This window comes from Enterobacter cloacae complex sp. 2022EL-00788 (assembly GCF_026627565.1).
Taxonomy (GTDB): Bacteria; Pseudomonadota; Gammaproteobacteria; order Enterobacterales; family Enterobacteriaceae; genus Enterobacter; species Enterobacter pasteurii.
Window position 1 is genome coordinate 94,468 of sequence record NZ_JAPNMC010000015.1, and the last position, 15,840, is coordinate 110,307.

At 57.3% G+C, this 15,840-nt stretch carries 12 protein-coding genes and 1 rRNA gene; 5 read left to right on the top strand and 8 right to left on the bottom strand.

All coding sequences use genetic code 11. From position 1 onward, the window contains the following. The first annotated feature begins 67 nt into the window (after positions 1–67). A complete protein-coding gene (gene panS / locus OWK27_RS20115) occupies positions 68–1,012 on the top strand; it encodes a ketopantoate/pantoate/pantothenate transporter PanS (RefSeq protein WP_267591064.1) in 945 nt (314 codons plus the stop codon). A 50-nt stretch (positions 1,013–1,062) separates the two neighbouring features. After that, positions 1,063–1,335, top strand: coding sequence for a DUF3811 domain-containing protein (locus OWK27_RS20120; protein ID WP_047354151.1), 273 nt, complete (start codon positions 1,063–1,065; stop codon positions 1,333–1,335). Here the strand turns inward: OWK27_RS20120 and rluF are convergent, their stop codons facing one another. Continuing rightward, positions 1,336–2,208, bottom strand: a complete 873-nt coding sequence (gene rluF / locus OWK27_RS20125) for a 23S rRNA pseudouridine(2604) synthase RluF (protein ID WP_193356410.1) — start codon at positions 2,206–2,208, stop codon at positions 1,336–1,338. Positions 2,209–2,406: 198 nt separating this feature from the next. Here rluF and OWK27_RS20130 point away from each other — a divergent pair, with 198 nt between their 5' ends. Further along, entirely contained in the window at positions 2,407–2,709 is a 303-nt protein-coding gene (locus OWK27_RS20130; RefSeq protein WP_267591065.1) for a type II toxin-antitoxin system RelE/ParE family toxin, read from the top strand. 6 nt (positions 2,710–2,715) lie between these two features. Continuing rightward, positions 2,716–3,003, top strand: coding sequence for an addiction module antidote protein (locus OWK27_RS20135; protein ID WP_193356408.1), 288 nt, complete (start codon positions 2,716–2,718; stop codon positions 3,001–3,003). Here OWK27_RS20135 and OWK27_RS20140 read toward each other — a convergent pair. Together OWK27_RS20140 and metH are read right to left on the bottom strand one after the other, a co-directional pair. Next, positions 3,000–4,631 carry a Na/Pi cotransporter family protein gene (locus tag OWK27_RS20140; RefSeq protein WP_267591066.1) on the bottom strand — a complete coding sequence of 544 codons (1,632 nt, stop codon included), beginning with the start codon at positions 4,629–4,631 and terminating at the stop codon, positions 3,000–3,002. The two genes, OWK27_RS20135 and OWK27_RS20140, sit on opposite strands and share 4 nt — an antisense overlap. Before the next feature lie 114 nt (positions 4,632–4,745). Then, on the bottom strand, positions 4,746–8,429 hold the full coding sequence (gene metH, locus OWK27_RS20145; protein ID WP_267591067.1) for a methionine synthase: 3,684 nt from the start codon (positions 8,427–8,429) through the stop codon (positions 4,746–4,748). Positions 8,430–8,622: 193 nt separating this feature from the next. Between metH and iclR the strand changes: the two genes are divergently transcribed. Then, the gene (gene iclR / locus OWK27_RS20150; protein ID WP_000258962.1) at positions 8,623–9,450 is read left to right on the top strand and encodes a glyoxylate bypass operon transcriptional repressor IclR; all 828 of its coding nucleotides are present in this window, start codon (positions 8,623–8,625) and stop codon (positions 9,448–9,450) included. Positions 9,451–9,518: 68 nt separating this feature from the next. Here iclR and aceK read toward each other — a convergent pair whose 3' ends face one another. The 5 genes from aceK to rrf form a co-directional block, all read right to left on the bottom strand. Next, positions 9,519–11,258 (bottom strand): bifunctional isocitrate dehydrogenase kinase/phosphatase, encoded by a 1,740-nt coding sequence (gene aceK, locus OWK27_RS20155; RefSeq protein ID WP_267591068.1) that lies wholly within the window; start codon positions 11,256–11,258, stop codon positions 9,519–9,521. Between the two features lie 111 nt (positions 11,259–11,369). Continuing rightward, entirely contained in the window at positions 11,370–12,674 is a 1,305-nt protein-coding gene (gene aceA / locus OWK27_RS20160) for an isocitrate lyase (RefSeq protein WP_148422280.1), read from the bottom strand. A gap of 31 nt (positions 12,675–12,705) precedes the next feature. After that, positions 12,706–14,307, bottom strand: a complete 1,602-nt coding sequence (gene aceB / locus OWK27_RS20165) for a malate synthase A (protein WP_176608977.1) — start codon at positions 14,305–14,307, stop codon at positions 12,706–12,708. A 270-nt stretch (positions 14,308–14,577) separates the two neighbouring features. Beyond that, positions 14,578–15,507, bottom strand: a complete 930-nt coding sequence (gene metA, locus OWK27_RS20170) for a homoserine O-acetyltransferase MetA (RefSeq protein WP_148422284.1) — start codon at positions 15,505–15,507, stop codon at positions 14,578–14,580. Positions 15,508–15,718: 211 nt separating this feature from the next. Then, a 5S ribosomal RNA gene (rrf, locus tag OWK27_RS20175) occupies positions 15,719–15,834 on the bottom strand. Positions 15,835–15,840: the final 6 nt, after the last annotated feature.

The window sequence follows — 15,840 nt, forward strand, 5'->3', positions numbered from 1 at the left end:
AATAAGCCGGGCACAGACCCGGCTTTTTTATAACAAAACAACACGACAATACTGCAAGGAATCCACTATGTTATCCGCCATCACCCGGCTGTTCCCGTTATGGGCGCTGCTGCTCTCCGTACTCGCGTACTACACCCCCACCACGTTCACCGGCATTGGTCCGTGGGTAACCACGCTACTGATGCTGATTATGTTCGGCATGGGCGTACATCTTAAAATCGACGACTTTAAGCGCGTGCTTGCGCGTCCGGCCCCGGTTGCCGCAGGGATTTTCCTGCACTATCTGGTGATGCCGCTTGCGGCGTGGCTGCTGGCGATGGCCTTCAGGATGCCGCCGGACCTCTCCGCCGGGATGGTGCTGGTGGGCAGCGTAGCCAGCGGTACGGCCTCTAACGTGATGATCTATCTGGCGAAAGGGGATGTCGCGCTCTCCGTCACCATCTCATCCGTTTCGACGCTGGTGGGCGTGATTGCCACACCGCTGTTAACCCGCCTGTACGTGGATGCGCATATCCAGGTGGACGTGATGGGCATGCTGCTGAGCATTCTGCAAATCGTGGTGATCCCGATCGCGCTGGGGCTTATCATTCACCACCTCTTCCCGCGGGTAGTGAAAGCGGTTGAGCCGTATCTGCCCGCGTTTTCGATGGTCTGCATTCTGGCCATCATCAGCGCCGTGGTGGCAGGTTCAGCATCGCACATCGCATCCGTGGGCTTTGTGGTGATTATCGCGGTGGTGCTGCACAACACCATCGGCCTGCTGGGCGGCTACTGGGGCGGGAGGCTGTTTGGCTTTGACGAATCCACCTGCCGCACGCTGGCGATCGAAGTGGGAATGCAAAACTCTGGCCTGGCGGCGGCGCTTGGCAAAATTTACTTCTCGCCGCTGGCGGCTCTGCCGGGGGCGCTATTCTCCGTCTGGCACAACCTGTCCGGTTCGCTGCTGGCGGGCTACTGGTCCGGCAAACCGATTGACGAACAAGCGAAAAAAGATGCGGTGAAGCAGGGTTAATTTACGCGGCTTGCTTTACACTGAAGCCTCCCCATCAGGAGGCTTCAGCAATGGCAACACCACGATTGACCCAGAAAGACATGACGGAAGCCGAGCAGCGCGAACTAAAAACGCTTCTCGACCGCGCCCGCATCGCGCATGGCCGCACGCTGACCAACGCCGAAACCAACCAGGTTAAAAAAGAGTACATCGATAAACTGATGGCACAACGTGAGGCCGCGGCGAAAAAGGCCCGCAAGCTGAAAAAAGAGCAGGCTTACAAGCCGGACGCAGAGGCGACCTTCTCCTGGTCCGCCAGCACATCAACCCGTGGAAGGCGCTAATCAGCGCCCTTTCTTTTTACGCCCCGGCTGGGTAAAGCGTTTTCCGTTACCCGGCTTTCCTCGTCCTTTCTCTTCCGCCTGCGGCGCCTTAACCACCGGACGCTTAACCGCCTGCGTTTTCGGTTTGGCTTTGGCTTTCGGCTTCGCTTCTGATGAGGAGTTCTCGATAAGTTTGAACAGCTCAATCAGCTCGTCGTCCGTTAAGTCACGCCACTCGCCCAGCGGGATCCCGGACAGGCTGACGTTCATGATGCGCGTGCGTTCCAGCTTCGTTACTTCATAACCGAAGTATTCGCACATGCGGCGGATCTGTCGGTTTAAGCCCTGCACCAGAGTAATGCGAAACGCGAACGGCGCTTCTTTCCTCACCTTACACTTCTTCGTCACGGTGCCCAGAATCGGCACGCCTGCGCCCATTCCGCGAATGAATTCGTCCGTGACCGGCTTGTTCACCGTAACGATGTACTCTTTTTCATGATCGTTACCGGCACGCAGGATTTTGTTCACCAGGTCGCCGTGGTTGGTGAGAAAAATCAGCCCCTGAGAGTCTTTATCCAGGCGGCCAATCGGGAAAATACGGCTGCTGTGGTTCACGAAGTCAACAATGTTGTCCCGCTCGCCATCTTCCGTGGTGCTGACGATACCAACCGGTTTATTCAACGCGATAAACACCAGGTCTTCGGCATCACGCGGTTCGATGACCTGACCATTCACTTTGACCACGTCGCCAGGCACCACCTGATCGCCGATGGTGGCGCGTTTGCCGTTCAGAAACACGTTACCCTGTTCAATGTAACGGTCAGCCTCGCGACGTGAGCAGATCCCGCTCTCGCTAATGTATTTGTTTAATCGGGTTGATTGAGTTGGCAGCATAGTTTCTCCTGTGAAGGGCGAAATATACCTTAGGTTCAGGCAGGAAAAAAAGATTAGCCGACGGTAACTGAGACGGGTTTTTTAATTTGCGAGACGCTTTCAGATCTTAGCGTCCTGTCATTTACCGGTGTCCTCGCTCCTTTTAGTTTTTACTCTCCAGGAACAATCGATTGTTGTTTATAAACTACAGGGAGTAATATGAAGGAGATCGTTCAAACAGAATCCTTCCGACGCTGGGAGCAAAACTTAAAGGATCGGCGTGCAAGGACGATTATTGCTTCCCGGCTCTTCAGGCTGGCGAATGGCTTACAGGGAGACAGCAGACCTGTAGGTGAAGGAATAAGTGAACTGAGGATCCATTTTGGTCCGGGTTACAGGATCTATTTTAAGTCTCAGGGTAACTGCATCATCGTGCTGTTATGTGGTGGTGACAAAAGCAGCCAGCAAAAAGACATACTGATGGCAAAAATGCTGAGCAACATGGTCGAACTGCAGGAGTGAGTGAGCATGCATAAATTAACACCCTACGATCCCGCAGCTGCGCTGGTGGATGACGAGGAAATCGCCGTATTTATGGCTGATGCATTAGAAACCGGTGATTCAGCGTATATTGCTAAAGCGCTGGGCGTTGTCGCGCGAGCGAAAGGAATGTCGACCATTTCGCAGCAGACTGGCTTATCACGAGAGCAGCTTTATCGTTCATTCAGTGATAAGGGAAACCCAACGCTCAAAACCACGCTGGCGGTCATGAAAGCATTGGGCCTTGGGCTAACAATTAAGCCGGCCCGGGATTAATACTCATCCCGCTGGTCATCTTCATCCGGCTGTTCCATCACGCTGTACGCCACGGCGCAGAACAGCGAGTTGAGGCGCTTCATATCCCCCAGCAGCCCCAGGTGCAGGGAGCTGGTCTCGATACTCTGCACGTTTTGCTGATGCAGGCGCTCAACGTGGGCGTGCGAGTAGCGACGGTTAAGGATGCGGAAACGATGCTTGTTGCGGCGCAGGCGCCGCGCGCTCGGCACGTCGCTGGAGAAGAAGACCGACATCGCCAGCTTCAGGTTGCTCACCAGCTGTTCGTGCAGCGCTTCCAGCTCCTTCAGCCCTTCAACGGAAAAGGCCCGGCGCGCGGCCAGGGATTTGTCCGCGATTTCGCTGCCCATACGCTCGACGATATCCGAGGCCTGTTCCAGGTTCAGCGACATCTCGATGATTTCCGCCCAGCGGCGGGACTCTTCTTCCGCCAGCTCGTCCTGCGGAATGCGCGCCAGATAAAGCTTGATGGCGGTGTACAGCACGTTGATATCGTCCGCCAGCCTGCGCAGCTCTTTCTCCTGCCGCGGCTCGCCGTGCATCACCTTTTGCAGGCCTTCAAGCATGGTTTCCATCGCATCGCCCATGCGCAGCGTTTCGCGGGCGGCATTGGCGATGGCCAGCGCGGGGGTATCCAGCACCGAGGTGTCCAGATGCTTCGGCTTAAGGCGCGCGTCCAGCTCCGGTTCATCACGAATTAGCCGCTCGCAGAAGCGGGCCATCGGCGCGGCAAACGGCACCATCGCCAGGCAGCGCACCAGGTTGTAGAAGACGTGGAAGTAGATCACCAGCTCCGACTTTGGCAGAGAGAGGTTATCCATCAGGTTCGCCAGCGGGTGTACAAACGGCAGAATAACCAGGCTGCCCACCAGCTTAAACAGCAAACTTCCCAGCGCCACGCGGCGGGCAGCGGCATTGGCAGCGCTGTTGTTGAGCATCGCCAGCAGGCCCGAGCCGAGGTTGGCGCCGATCACCAGACACAGCGCGACGGGGAAAGAGATGGCCCCTGCGGCGGTGAGCGTGGCCGTCAGCAGCACTGCCGCCAGGCTGGAGTAGCTGACGATGGCAAACACCGCGCCGATGAGCGCATCCAGCATAATATCGCCGGTTAACGAGGCGAAAATAACCTGCACGCCGTTGGCCTGGGTGATAGGCGTGACCGCCTGCACAATCAGCTCCAGCGCCAGCAGAATCAGCCCGAGGCCAATACCGACGCGACCGAGCTGCCCGGCGCGGCTTTGCTTACGGCTGAGGAAGAAGATGACGCCGATAAAAATCAGCAGCGGCGACAGCCAGGAGAGATCGAAGGTGAGGACACGCGCCATCAGCGCGGTACCGACGTCGGCACCCAGAACAATGACCAGCGCCGGGGCGAGCGCCACCAGATCCTGCGCCACGAAAGAGGTGACGAGCATGGTGGTGGCATTGCTGCTCTGCACCAGCGCCGTCACGCCAATGCCCGCGCAGAAGGCGAGCGGCTTCTTCTCAACGCTGCCGCTAAGAACGGTACGTAAGCGCGCGCCGAACACGCGCATCACGCCGGTACGGACAATATGGGTGCCCCATACCAGCAGTGCGACTGCCGAGAGCAGGTGTAACAACGTCAACACGGAAGGTGTTCCTCCTTATCGTTATTCGTTTTTATGATTCAGTATAAGGGTTTAAACGTAAGAAAGAGACAAGGCACCCTAGCGGTGCCCTGTTTGTTGTAAGGAAAAGTGACGTTAGTCCGCGTCGTAGCCTAAATTTGGCGCGAGCCAGCGCTCTACCTCTGACACGCTCATGCCTTTGCGCCGGGCATAATCTTCAACCTGATCGCGCTGAAGCTGCGCCACGGCGAAATACTTGCTGTCCGGATGGCTGAAATACCAGCCCGAAACGGACGCCCCCGGCCACATGGCGAATGACTCGGTGAGCTTCATGCCGGTATGCGCTTCTACGTCGAGCAGTTCCCAGATGGTGCCCTTCTCCGTATGTTCCGGGCAGGCCGGATAGCCCGGCGCCGGGCGGATGCCCTGGTAGTTTTCGCGGATCAGATCCTCGTTGCTGAGATTCTCGTTCGCCGCATAGCCCCAGTACACCTTGCGCACGCGCTCGTGCAGATACTCGGCGAAGGCTTCCGCCAGGCGGTCGGCAATCGCTTTAACCATGATTTTGTTGTAATCATCGTGCTGCGCGTCGAACGCGTCCGCCAGCGCGTCTTCTTCCAGACCGCCGGTTACCGCAAACGCGCCAATGTAGTCGGCTTTACCACTCAGCTTCGGCGCGACAAAATCCGCCAGGCAGTAGTTGGCAAAGCCTGTTTTCTCCGTTTGCTGGCGCAGGTGATGGCTCACTGCCAGCACGTGGGTACGGGTCTCATCGCGATAAATTTCCACGTCGTCGCCCACGCGGTTCGCCGGGAACAGGCCCACCACGCCGCGCGGATTAAGGGCTTTTTCTGCGCTCAGTTTGTCGAGCATGTCGTTGGCGTCTCTGAACAGGCGCTTCGCCTCTTCGCCTACCACTTCATCTTCAAGGATGCGCGGATATTTGCCCGCCAGCGACCAGGTCATAAAGAACGGCGTCCAGTCGATGTAGTTACGCAGCGTCTCGATGCTGGCGGTGACGTCCTGTACGCCAGGACGGTGCGCAACCGGCGGCGTATAGCTGGACCAGTCGAACGCCAGATCGTTATCCCGCGCCGCCTGAAGTGAAACAGGCGGCGTGCGCGGTTTTTTACGGCCGTGCTGAATGCGGACGGTTTCATACTCTTTGCGGGTGCGCGCCACGAAGTCATCGCGCTGGGTGTCAGAGAGCAGCGCAGAGACCACGCCAACGGTGCGCGAAGCGTTCTGCACGTAAACCGTCGGGCCGCTGTAGTTCTGTTCGATTTTTACCGCCGTATGCGCTTTCGAGGTGGTCGCCCCGCCAATCAGCAGCGGAATGGTGAAGCCCTGACGCTCCATTTCTTTTGCAACGTTGACCATCTCGTCCAGCGACGGGGTGATTAGCCCGGAGAGGCCAATCAGATCGGCGTTCACCTCGCGCGCGGTCTTGAGGATTTTATCCGCCGGAACCATCACGCCTAGATCGATAATCTCGTAGTTATTGCACTGCAGCACCACGCCGACGATGTTCTTGCCGATGTCGTGCACGTCGCCCTTCACGGTGGCGATGACCATCTTGCCGTTGCTGGAGCCTTTCTCTTTGCTGGCTTCGATAAACGGCTCCAGATAAGCCACGGCCTGCTTCATGACGCGGGCGGATTTCACCACCTGCGGCAGGAACATTTTGCCCTCGCCAAACAGATCGCCGACCACGTTCATGCCGTCCATCAGCGGCCCCTCGATCACCTCAATCGGGCGGGCTGCCTGCTGACGCGCCTCCTCGGTATCCTGCTCGATGAATTCGGTAATGCCTTTCACCAGCGAGTATTCCAGACGCTTTTTCACGTCCCAGGCGCGCCATTCGGCCTGCTGAACGTTGGCTGATTCGTCAGATTTACTGCCGCGGTATTTTTCCGCCAGCTCCAGCATGCGTTCGGTTGCGTCGTCACGACGGTTGAGGATCACATCTTCCACCGCATCGCGCAGCTCCGCTGGCAGATCGTCGTAAATCGCCAGCTGCCCGGCGTTAACAATCCCCATGTCCATCCCGTTGCGGATGGCATAGTAGAGGAACACGGCGTGGATTGCTTCACGCACCGGGTCGTTACCGCGGAACGAGAACGAGACGTTCGACACGCCGCCGGAGATCAGCGCATGCGGCAGCTCGCGCTTAATATCTTCACACGCCCCGATAAAGTCCTGGGCGTAGTTATTGTGCTCCTCGATGCCGGTCGCGACGGCGAAAATATTCGGGTCGAAGATAATGTCTTCCGGCGGGAAGCCCACCTCTTCGGTCAAAATCTTGTACGCGCGGCGGCATATCTCGATTTTGCGCTCGCGGGTATCCGCCTGGCCCACTTCGTCGAAGGCCATCACCACCACGGCGGCACCGTAGCGGCGCACCATCTTCGCGTGGTGTATAAAGATATCAACACCCTCCTTCATGGAGATGGAGTTAACGATGCCTTTACCCTGAATGCACTTCAGCCCCTTTTCGATCACTTCCCATTTGGAGGAGTCAATCATGATCGGCACGCGGGCGATGTCCGGCTCGCCGGCAATCAGGTTGAGGAAGCGCACCATCGCCGCTTCGGCGTCGAGCATCCCCTCGTCCATGTTGATATCGATGATCTGCGCGCCGCTTTCCACCTGCTGGCGGGCAACGTCCAGCGCTTCGCTGTACTTCTCTTCTTTGATCAGGCGCTTGAATTTAGCAGAACCGGTCACGTTGGTACGTTCACCCACGTTCACAAACAGGCTGTCGTCGCCGATGGTCAACGGCTCCAGGCCGGAAAGGCGACAGGCAACGGGAAGCTCCGGCAGCTTGCGCGGCGGCAGCCCGGCCACCGCATTGCTCATGGCGGCGATGTGCTCCGGCGTAGTACCGCAGCAGCCGCCAACGATGTTCAGGAAGCCGGACTCGGCCCACTCGCGGATTTGCGCCGCCATGGTGTCGGCATCCAGATCGTACTCGCCAAACGCGTTCGGCAGGCCGGCGTTCGGGTGCGCCGTGACGTAGCACTCCGCAATGCGCGACAGCTCCTGCACGTACTGGCGCAGTTCGTCTGGCCCCAGGGCGCAGTTCAGGCCAAAGGAGAGCGCCTCCGCGTGACGCAGCGAGTTGTAGAAAGCTTCCGTTGTCTGGCCGGACAGGGTACGGCCGGAGGCGTCGGTAATGGTGCCGGAAATCATGATCGGCAGGTCAACGCCCAGCGCCTCGAACTCCTCCTTCACCGCGTAAATCGCGGCTTTGGCGTTGAGGGTGTCGAAGACGGTTTCAATCAGGATCAGGTCGGAGCCGCCCTCCACCAGCGCTCTGGTCGATTCACGATAGGCCGCGACCAGCTGGTCAAAGGTGATGTTACGGAATGCCGGGTCATTGACGTCCGGTGAAATCGACGCGGTGCGGTTGGTGGGGCCAAGCACCCCGGCAACGTAGCGCGGCTTGTCCGGCGTGCGCGCCGTCCACTCATCGGCACAGGCGCGGGCGAGTCTGGCCGCTTCAAGGTTGATCTCCGCCGACAGGGATTCCATCCGGTAATCCGCCATGGCGATGGTTGTCGAGTTAAAGGTGTTGGTCTCAACGATATCCGCCCCCGCTTCGAAGTAGGCGTTGTGGATATCCTTAATCACGGACGGCTTGCTGAGCACCAGCAGGTCGTTGTTGCCTTTCAGGTCACAGGGCCAGTCGGCAAAGCGTTCGCCGCGGAAATCGTCTTCGCTCAGACGATAGCCCTGGATCATGGTGCCCATGCCGCCGTCCAGCACCAGAATTCGTTCATTTAACTGCGCACGCAGTTGCTCTACTTTGCTGCTCACACTTGCTCCCGACAACGCTCAACATGGCCAATAGGCTGCGTTCCATACTGGCATAATCTCGCAGGGCCGAAAAGCCACACGGCGGGAACATGAGACATGTTCACCATCACTCCTCCGATCAGTCAGGATAACGGTTGCAAAACCACCAAATAAAACGAAAATGATTTCCACGATACAGAAAAAGGAGTTCATCATGGTTACGACCGTTCCCGCCAAACGCGGCAGAAAACCTGCCGCCAACCCTGCCGCACAGCCCGGCGGACAGGTTCAATCCCTGACCCGCGGCCTGAAGCTGCTGGAATGGATAGCCGAATCGCACGGCAGCGTGGCCCTGACGGAGCTGGCGCAGCAGGCGGGACTGCCGAACTCCACCACTCACCGCCTGTTGACCACCATGCAGCAGCTGGGCTTCGTACGTCAGGTGGGCGAGCTGGGTCACTGGGCGGTTGGCGCGCACGCCTTTATCGTTGGCAGCAGCTTCCTGCAGAGCCGCAACCTGCTGGCCATTGTCCACCCGATTCTGCGCAAGCTGATGGAGGAGTCCGGCGAGACGGTAAATCTCGCGGTGCTGGACCAGAGCGACCATCAGGCGATTATCATCGACCAGGTGCAGTGCACGCAGCTGATGCGTATGTCCGCGCCGATAGGCGGCAAGCTGCCGATGCACGCCTCCGGGGCGGGAAAAGCGTTTCTCTCGCAGCTGAGCGAAGAGCAGGTGACGGGGCTGCTGCACCGCAAAGGGCTGCACGCCTACACCCACGCCACGCTGGTGTCGCCGGTTCATCTGAAGGAAGATTTGGCCCTGACCCGCAAGCGCGGCTATTCCTTTGATGACGAAGAACATGCCCTCGGGCTGCGCTGCCTCGCGTCCTGTATCTTCGACGAGCACCGCGAGCCGTTTGCCGCCATTTCTATCTCCGGCCCCATTTCACGTATGACCGATGACCGGGTAACCGAGCTAGGCGCGCTGGTCATTAAGGCGGCGAAAGAGGTCACGCTGGCGTACGGCGGGATTCGCTAGGATTGAGGGCGGTCTGATGTCCTCACCCGGGTCCTCTCCCACAGGGAGAGGGAGAAAACATGATGCCCTTACCCTGCGGGAGAGGGAGAAAACCGTACGCAAAACCGCTGCTTGCGGCGGTAAGCGTAGACGTCTTCCACATGTCCGTTTTTAATCCGCGTTTGCAGCCCGCGCCAGTAGCTGGCCCGAAACAGGTCGGCATGCATCTCTTCAAATAACGGTGCAATGCGCGGGTCCGCACATAGCCAGTGGCGAAACTCTTCGGGAAACACATCACCCGGCGAAACGCTGTACCACGGCTCGGCGGAAAGCTCGTCATCCGGATACCGGGGCGGCGGTATGTCGCGGAAATTCACCTCGGTCATATAGCAAATTTCATCGTAATCGTAGAACACAACCCGCCCGTGGCGGGTGACGCCGAAGTTTTTAAACAGCATATCGCCCGGAAAAATATTGGCGGCGGCAAGCTGGCGAATCGCGTTGCCGTACTCCTCAATGGCATCACGCAGTGCCTGGCCTTTGGACTGCTCCAGCCAGATATTCAGCGGCACCATGCGGCGCTCTATATAGAGATGGCTTATCACGATTTTGTCACCAAGATCGGTGATTTTGCCGGAGGCTTCCTGCATTAACAGCGACATGAGCGCCGGGTCGATTTGCTGCTTGTCCAGCACAAAGTTTTCAAACTCCTGGGTATCGGCCATGCGCCCGACGCGATCGTGCTCTTTAACCAGCTGGTAGCAGGCGCGAACGTGGGCTGCGGTCATCTCTTTCTGCGGGGCGAATGTATCCTTAATCACCTTAAACACCCGGTCAAAGCCCGGGAGCGTGAAGACCAGCATCACCATGCCGCGGATTCCCGGCGCTTCGATAAACTGCTCATCGGCCGTCGTGACGTACCGCAGATACTCCCGGTAGCTTTCCGTTTTGGCGTGCTTCTGGCAGCCAATCGCCATATACAGCTCGGCGGTGGTTTTGCCCGGCAGGATCTCCCGCAGCCACTCCACCAGCGCGGCGGGCAGCGGGGCGTAAACCATAAAGTAGGAGCGGGCGAAGCCAAATACGATACTGGCCTCGGCGCTGGTGGTCAGGCAGGCATCGACAAACAGTTCGCCCTCGTCGGTACGGTGGATGGGTAACAGAAACGGCACGATGGCTGTTGGCGTAACCAGTTTGCCGACCAGCCAGGCGGCTTTATTGCGGTAGAATAGCTCGTTGGCCACCTGCAAATGGCTGCGGCTGAGCACCTGCCCGCCGAAGGTTTCGCTGAGATGCGCATGGATATAGCCGACATCACGGGATTTATTCTCCCAGGGCAGACGCAGCGGCAAATCCGTTAAGATGCGGTGCAGCAGCTTTTCCCATCCGCGGTCGGGGAAAAAATCTTTCGCCAGCGGGCGCGGAATGGTACGAAAGCGTCGCTCGGGCTGGGAGCTGAAGATAAATAACCGCTCAGGAGATAACGAGCGGTGGTCAAATAACCGGCAATAGACGGAGTTAAAAAAGCTCTCCGCAATTTCGAAGCGAGGGTAGTCGGGTAACAAATGGGTATAGTGCTCTTTGACGCGCAGTAGAAATTCCGCATCAGGACTTTTACCGTCGGTAATACAGCGCAGCTGCTCCACCACCAGACCCACGTGGTGGTCGTAAAGATGGATACGCTGCTTCATGGCCTGCTGAACCGCATGCCAGTCGGCGTGCTCAAAGCGCTGCTGCGCGCCGGATGTCACTTCAAGAAAACGACCATACTGGGCATCAAAGCCCTGCAAAATGGTTTGGGCAATCAGCAATTCCAGGCCACGCGACATAGATTCCTCCTCACCCTAGCCCTCTCCCCAAAGGGGAGAGGGAACGGTCTGGTGCGAATCTGTTTTCCCCCCTCGCCCCTTCGGGGAGAGGGCCGGGGTGAGGGGGGAAAATCAGAACTGCGCTTCTTCAGTTGACCCCGTTAAGGCGGTGACGGAGGAGGTGCCACCCTGAATGATAGTGGTCACGTTATCGAAATAGCCCGTCCCGACTTCCTGTTGGTGCGAGACGAAGGTATAGCCCTCTTTACCCGCGGCGAATTCCGGCTGCTGCACCTTCTCAACATAGTGCTTCATGCCTTCGCCCTGCGCGTAGGCGTGCGCCAGATCGAACATGTTGAACCACATGCTGTGGATACCCGCCAGGGTGATGAACTGGTACTTGTAACCCATATCCGACAGCTGCTGCTGGAAGCTGGCGATGGTAGTATCGTCCAGATTCTTTTGCCAGTTGAAGGATGGCGAGCAGTTATAGGCCAGCAGCTTGCCCGGATATTTCGCATGAATGGCGTCGGCAAAGCGCTTCGCCAGCGCCAGATCCGGCGTGGAGGTTTCACACCAGACCAGATCGGCATACGGCGCATACGCCAGGCCGCGGCTGATCGCCTGTTCGATACCGGCATGGGTGCGGTAGAACCCTTCGCTGGTGCGCTCGCCGGTGATGAACTCGCTGTCGTACGGGTCACAGTCAGAAGTGATTAGATCCGCCGCGTCCGCATCGGTACGGGCAATGACCAGCGTTGGCACGCCGAGCACGTCCGCGGCCAGACGCGCGGCAACCAGCTTCTGAATCGCTTCCTGGGTCGGCACCAGCACTTTCCCGCCCATGTGGCCGCACTTCTTCACCGACGCCAGCTGATCCTCGAAGTGAACGGCCGCTGCACCAGCCTCAATCATCGATTTCATCAGCTCGAAGGCGTTCAGCACGCCGCCGAAACCGGCTTCCGCATCCGCGACGATCGGCAGGAAGTAGTCAATAAAGCGCGGATCGTTAGGTTCGATACCCGCGGCCCACTGGATCTGATCCGCACGGCGGAAGGTATTGTTGATCCGATCCACCACCGACGGTACGGAGTTAGCCGGGTAGAGGGACTGATCCGGGTACATGCTGGAGGCCAGGTTGGCGTCAGCCGCAACCTGCCAGCCGGAGAGATAGATAGCCTCAATACCGGCCTTCGCCTGCTGCAACGCCTGGCCGCCGGTCAGCGCACCGAGGCTGTTGATATAGCCCTTTCTGGCGCCCCCGTGCAGCAGATCCCACATTTTCGCCGCGCCGTTCTGCGCCAGCGTGCATTCCGGGTTAACCGAGCCGCGTAACTTCACCACTTCCTCTGCGCTATAGGGACGGCGGATGCCTTCCCAGCGCGGTTGAGTCCACTCTTTCTGTAATTCTTCGATTTGTTGGGTACGGGTTTTCATGTGCAGATGCTCCATATTGTTATGTGGTGAATTACGCCAGGAAGCGGTAGCCCGGCAGGGTCAGGAAGTCGATTAACTCATCTGACGTGGTGATTTGCTCCATCAGGCGCGCGGCATCGTCAAAGCGACCGCTGCTGAAGCGGTGCTCGCCCAGCTCGTCCTGGATCACCCGCATCTCTTCGGCCAGCATCTGGCGGAACAGTGCTTTCGTTACCGGCTTGCCGTTGCTGAGCGTTTTTTGATGGTGGATCCACTGCCAGATTGAGGTACGTGAAATTTCCGCCGTCGCCGCATCTTCCATCAGGCCGTAGATTGGCACGCAGCCGTTACCGGAAATCCACGCTTCGATGTACTGAACGGCGACGCGAATGTTAGCGCGCATTCCCTCTTCCGTTCGTTCACCCGCACACGGTGCCAGCAGGTGTTCTTCAGCGATGGGGGCATCGTCTTCACGCGTAACAAAAAGCTGGTTTTTATTGTCACCCAGCACGCGGTTGAAAACCTCCATCGCCGTATCGGCCAGGCCCGGGTGAGCGATCCACGTCCCGTCATGGCCGTTGCGGGCTTCCAGCTCTTTATCGGCTTTCACCTTGTTGAGCACCTGATTGTTACGCTCCGCGTCTTTGCTCGGGATAAAGGCCGCCATGCCGCCCATCGCAAATGCGCCGCGTTTGTGACAGGTCTTGATCAGCAGGCGCGAGTAAGCGCTGAGGAACGGCTTATCCATAGTGACGACCTGGCGATCCGGCAGCACCCGATCGGCGTGATTTTTCAGGGTCTTGATATAGCTGAAAATGTAGTCCCAGCGACCGCAGTTCAGGCCCACAATGTGGTCGCGCAGCGCGTGAAGGATCTCGTGCATCTGGAATACGGCAGGCAGGGTTTCAATCAGCAGCGTGGCCTTAATGGTGCCGCGCGGCAGGTTGAAGCGGTCTTCTGCGTAGCTGAACACTTCACTCCACCACGCCGCTTCCTGCCAGGACTGGGTTTTCGGCAGATAGAAATAGGGTCCGCTGCCTTTCGCCAGCAGGTTTTTATGGTTGTGGAAGAAGTAGAGCGCAAAGTCGAACAGGCTGCCCGGAATCGCTTCTCCGCGCCACGTGACGTGTTTTTCAGGCAAATGCAGACCGCGTACGCGGCAGACCAGCACTGCCGGATTAGGTTTGAGCTGGTAAATTTTACCGGCTTCATTGGTATAGCTGATGGTACCGTTTACGGCATCGCGCAGGTTGATCTGCCCTTCGATAACTTTCCGCCAGTCCGGCGCGAGGGAGTCTTCGAAGTCCGCCATAAACACTTTGACGTTCGCATTCATGGCGTTGATCACCATCTTACGCTCTACCGGACCGGTGATCTCGACGCGACGATCCTGTAAATCTTCAGGTATACCGCGGATTTTCCATTCGCCTTGCCTAATGGAAGCGGTTTCCGAAATAAAACCAGGCAACTTGCCGTTATCGATTTCCTGCTGTTGATGAATACGTGCCGCCAGCAGCTTGTTGCGCTGCGGGGTAAAGCGGGTCACCAGCTCAGTCAAAAATTCGACGGCTTCTGTCGTTAAAACGTGTTGTTCCTGCTCGCCGTATGGCTGGGTAAAGGCCAGTTCATCCGCAGTGGTTGCCTGTTGATTCATTACGCTGCTCCTCGTCAAAGATCCAAATTCACGCTCCCGATGCGAGCGAAAGATCGTTGTGTAGTTTTCGCTCAGCAGAATTAAGACTATCTATATTTTTTCCAAAATCAAAAACAATTTCCATTTTAATAAGATATCGTAGATAACCTGTTGATTAACATTGAATTAAAATTTTATTACTTGTTGAGCTGCATTTCGGAAATAAAAAAGGCACCCGAAGGTGCCTGTTTTGAACAGCTGAAACGCTTTAGGATCGTTTAACGCAGAAGATTACTCCAGCGTCGGATTCATGTGGCGCAGATCGTATGGCGTGATTTGGTAGACGTAGTAGTTGAGCCAGTTGGTAAACAGTAAATTGCCATGGCTGCGCCAGGTAGCTCTCGGTTTGTTCTGCGGATCGTTTTTTGGGAAATAGTTGTACGGCACATCAGGATTAAGACCCGCTTCGACATCACGGAAATATTCTGACGCGAGGGTGTCCGGATCGTATTCCGGATGGCCAGTCACAAACGCGATGCGCTTGTCCCGGCTGGCAAACAGGTAAGCATCGCCCTCTTCCGTTTCGGCCAGGATCTCCAGATCGGTGTAATCACGGATCAGCTGCGCCGGGAAATCAGCATAGCGGGAGTGCGGTGCCAGGAAGGAGTCATCGAAACCGCGCGTCAGCAGCGCGTGAGGGTGAAGAATGTGGTGTTCATAAACGCCAGAAAGCTTTTCGGTTCGGGTTTGCTTAGGGATGCCGTAGAGAATATTCAACGCGGCCTGGACTGCCCAGCAGACAAATAGTGTGGACGTGACGTGATCTTTTGCCCACTCCAGCACCTGCCTGATCTGCGGCCAGTAGGCAACGTCATTAAATTCTACCAGCCCCAGCGGAGCGCCGGTGACGATCAACCCGTCGAAGTTTTCCTCGCGAATGTCGTCAAAATTACAGTAGAAGTTATTCAGATGCTCAGCAGGCGTATTGCGCGATTCACGCGCGTCAATGCGCAGCAGCTGGATATCAACCTGAAGCGGAGAGTTCGAAAGCAAACGCAGGAACTGGTTTTCCGTTTCGATCTTCTTTGGCATCAGATTAAGAATCAGTACCTTCAGCGGGCGAATTTCCTGACCTGTAGCACGTGAAGCCGTCATCACAAAGACGTTTTCTTCACGTAAGAAATTGACGGCTGGTAGCTCGTCCTGCACCCGAATCGGCATAACCTTAAATCCTCACAGCATACGTATAAACGTTTAGACATCCAGACAGCTAACGATAACCAGATTTGGCTGGAATGTCGAGTCTGCAAGCGAAAGGTGAGAAAGTTTCAAGGAGGGGATGGTGCGGTCTGAAGGCCTCTTTCACAGGAAGAGAGGAAAGCACAAAGCAAAAAACCCCGCACCTTACGGTGCGGGGTTCTTCTTGATTGATGCCTGGCAGTTCCCTACTCTCACATGGGGAGACCCCACACTACCATCGGCGCTACGGCGTTTCACTTCTGAGTTCGGCATGGGGTCAGGTGGGACCACCGCGCTACAGCCGCCAGGCAAATT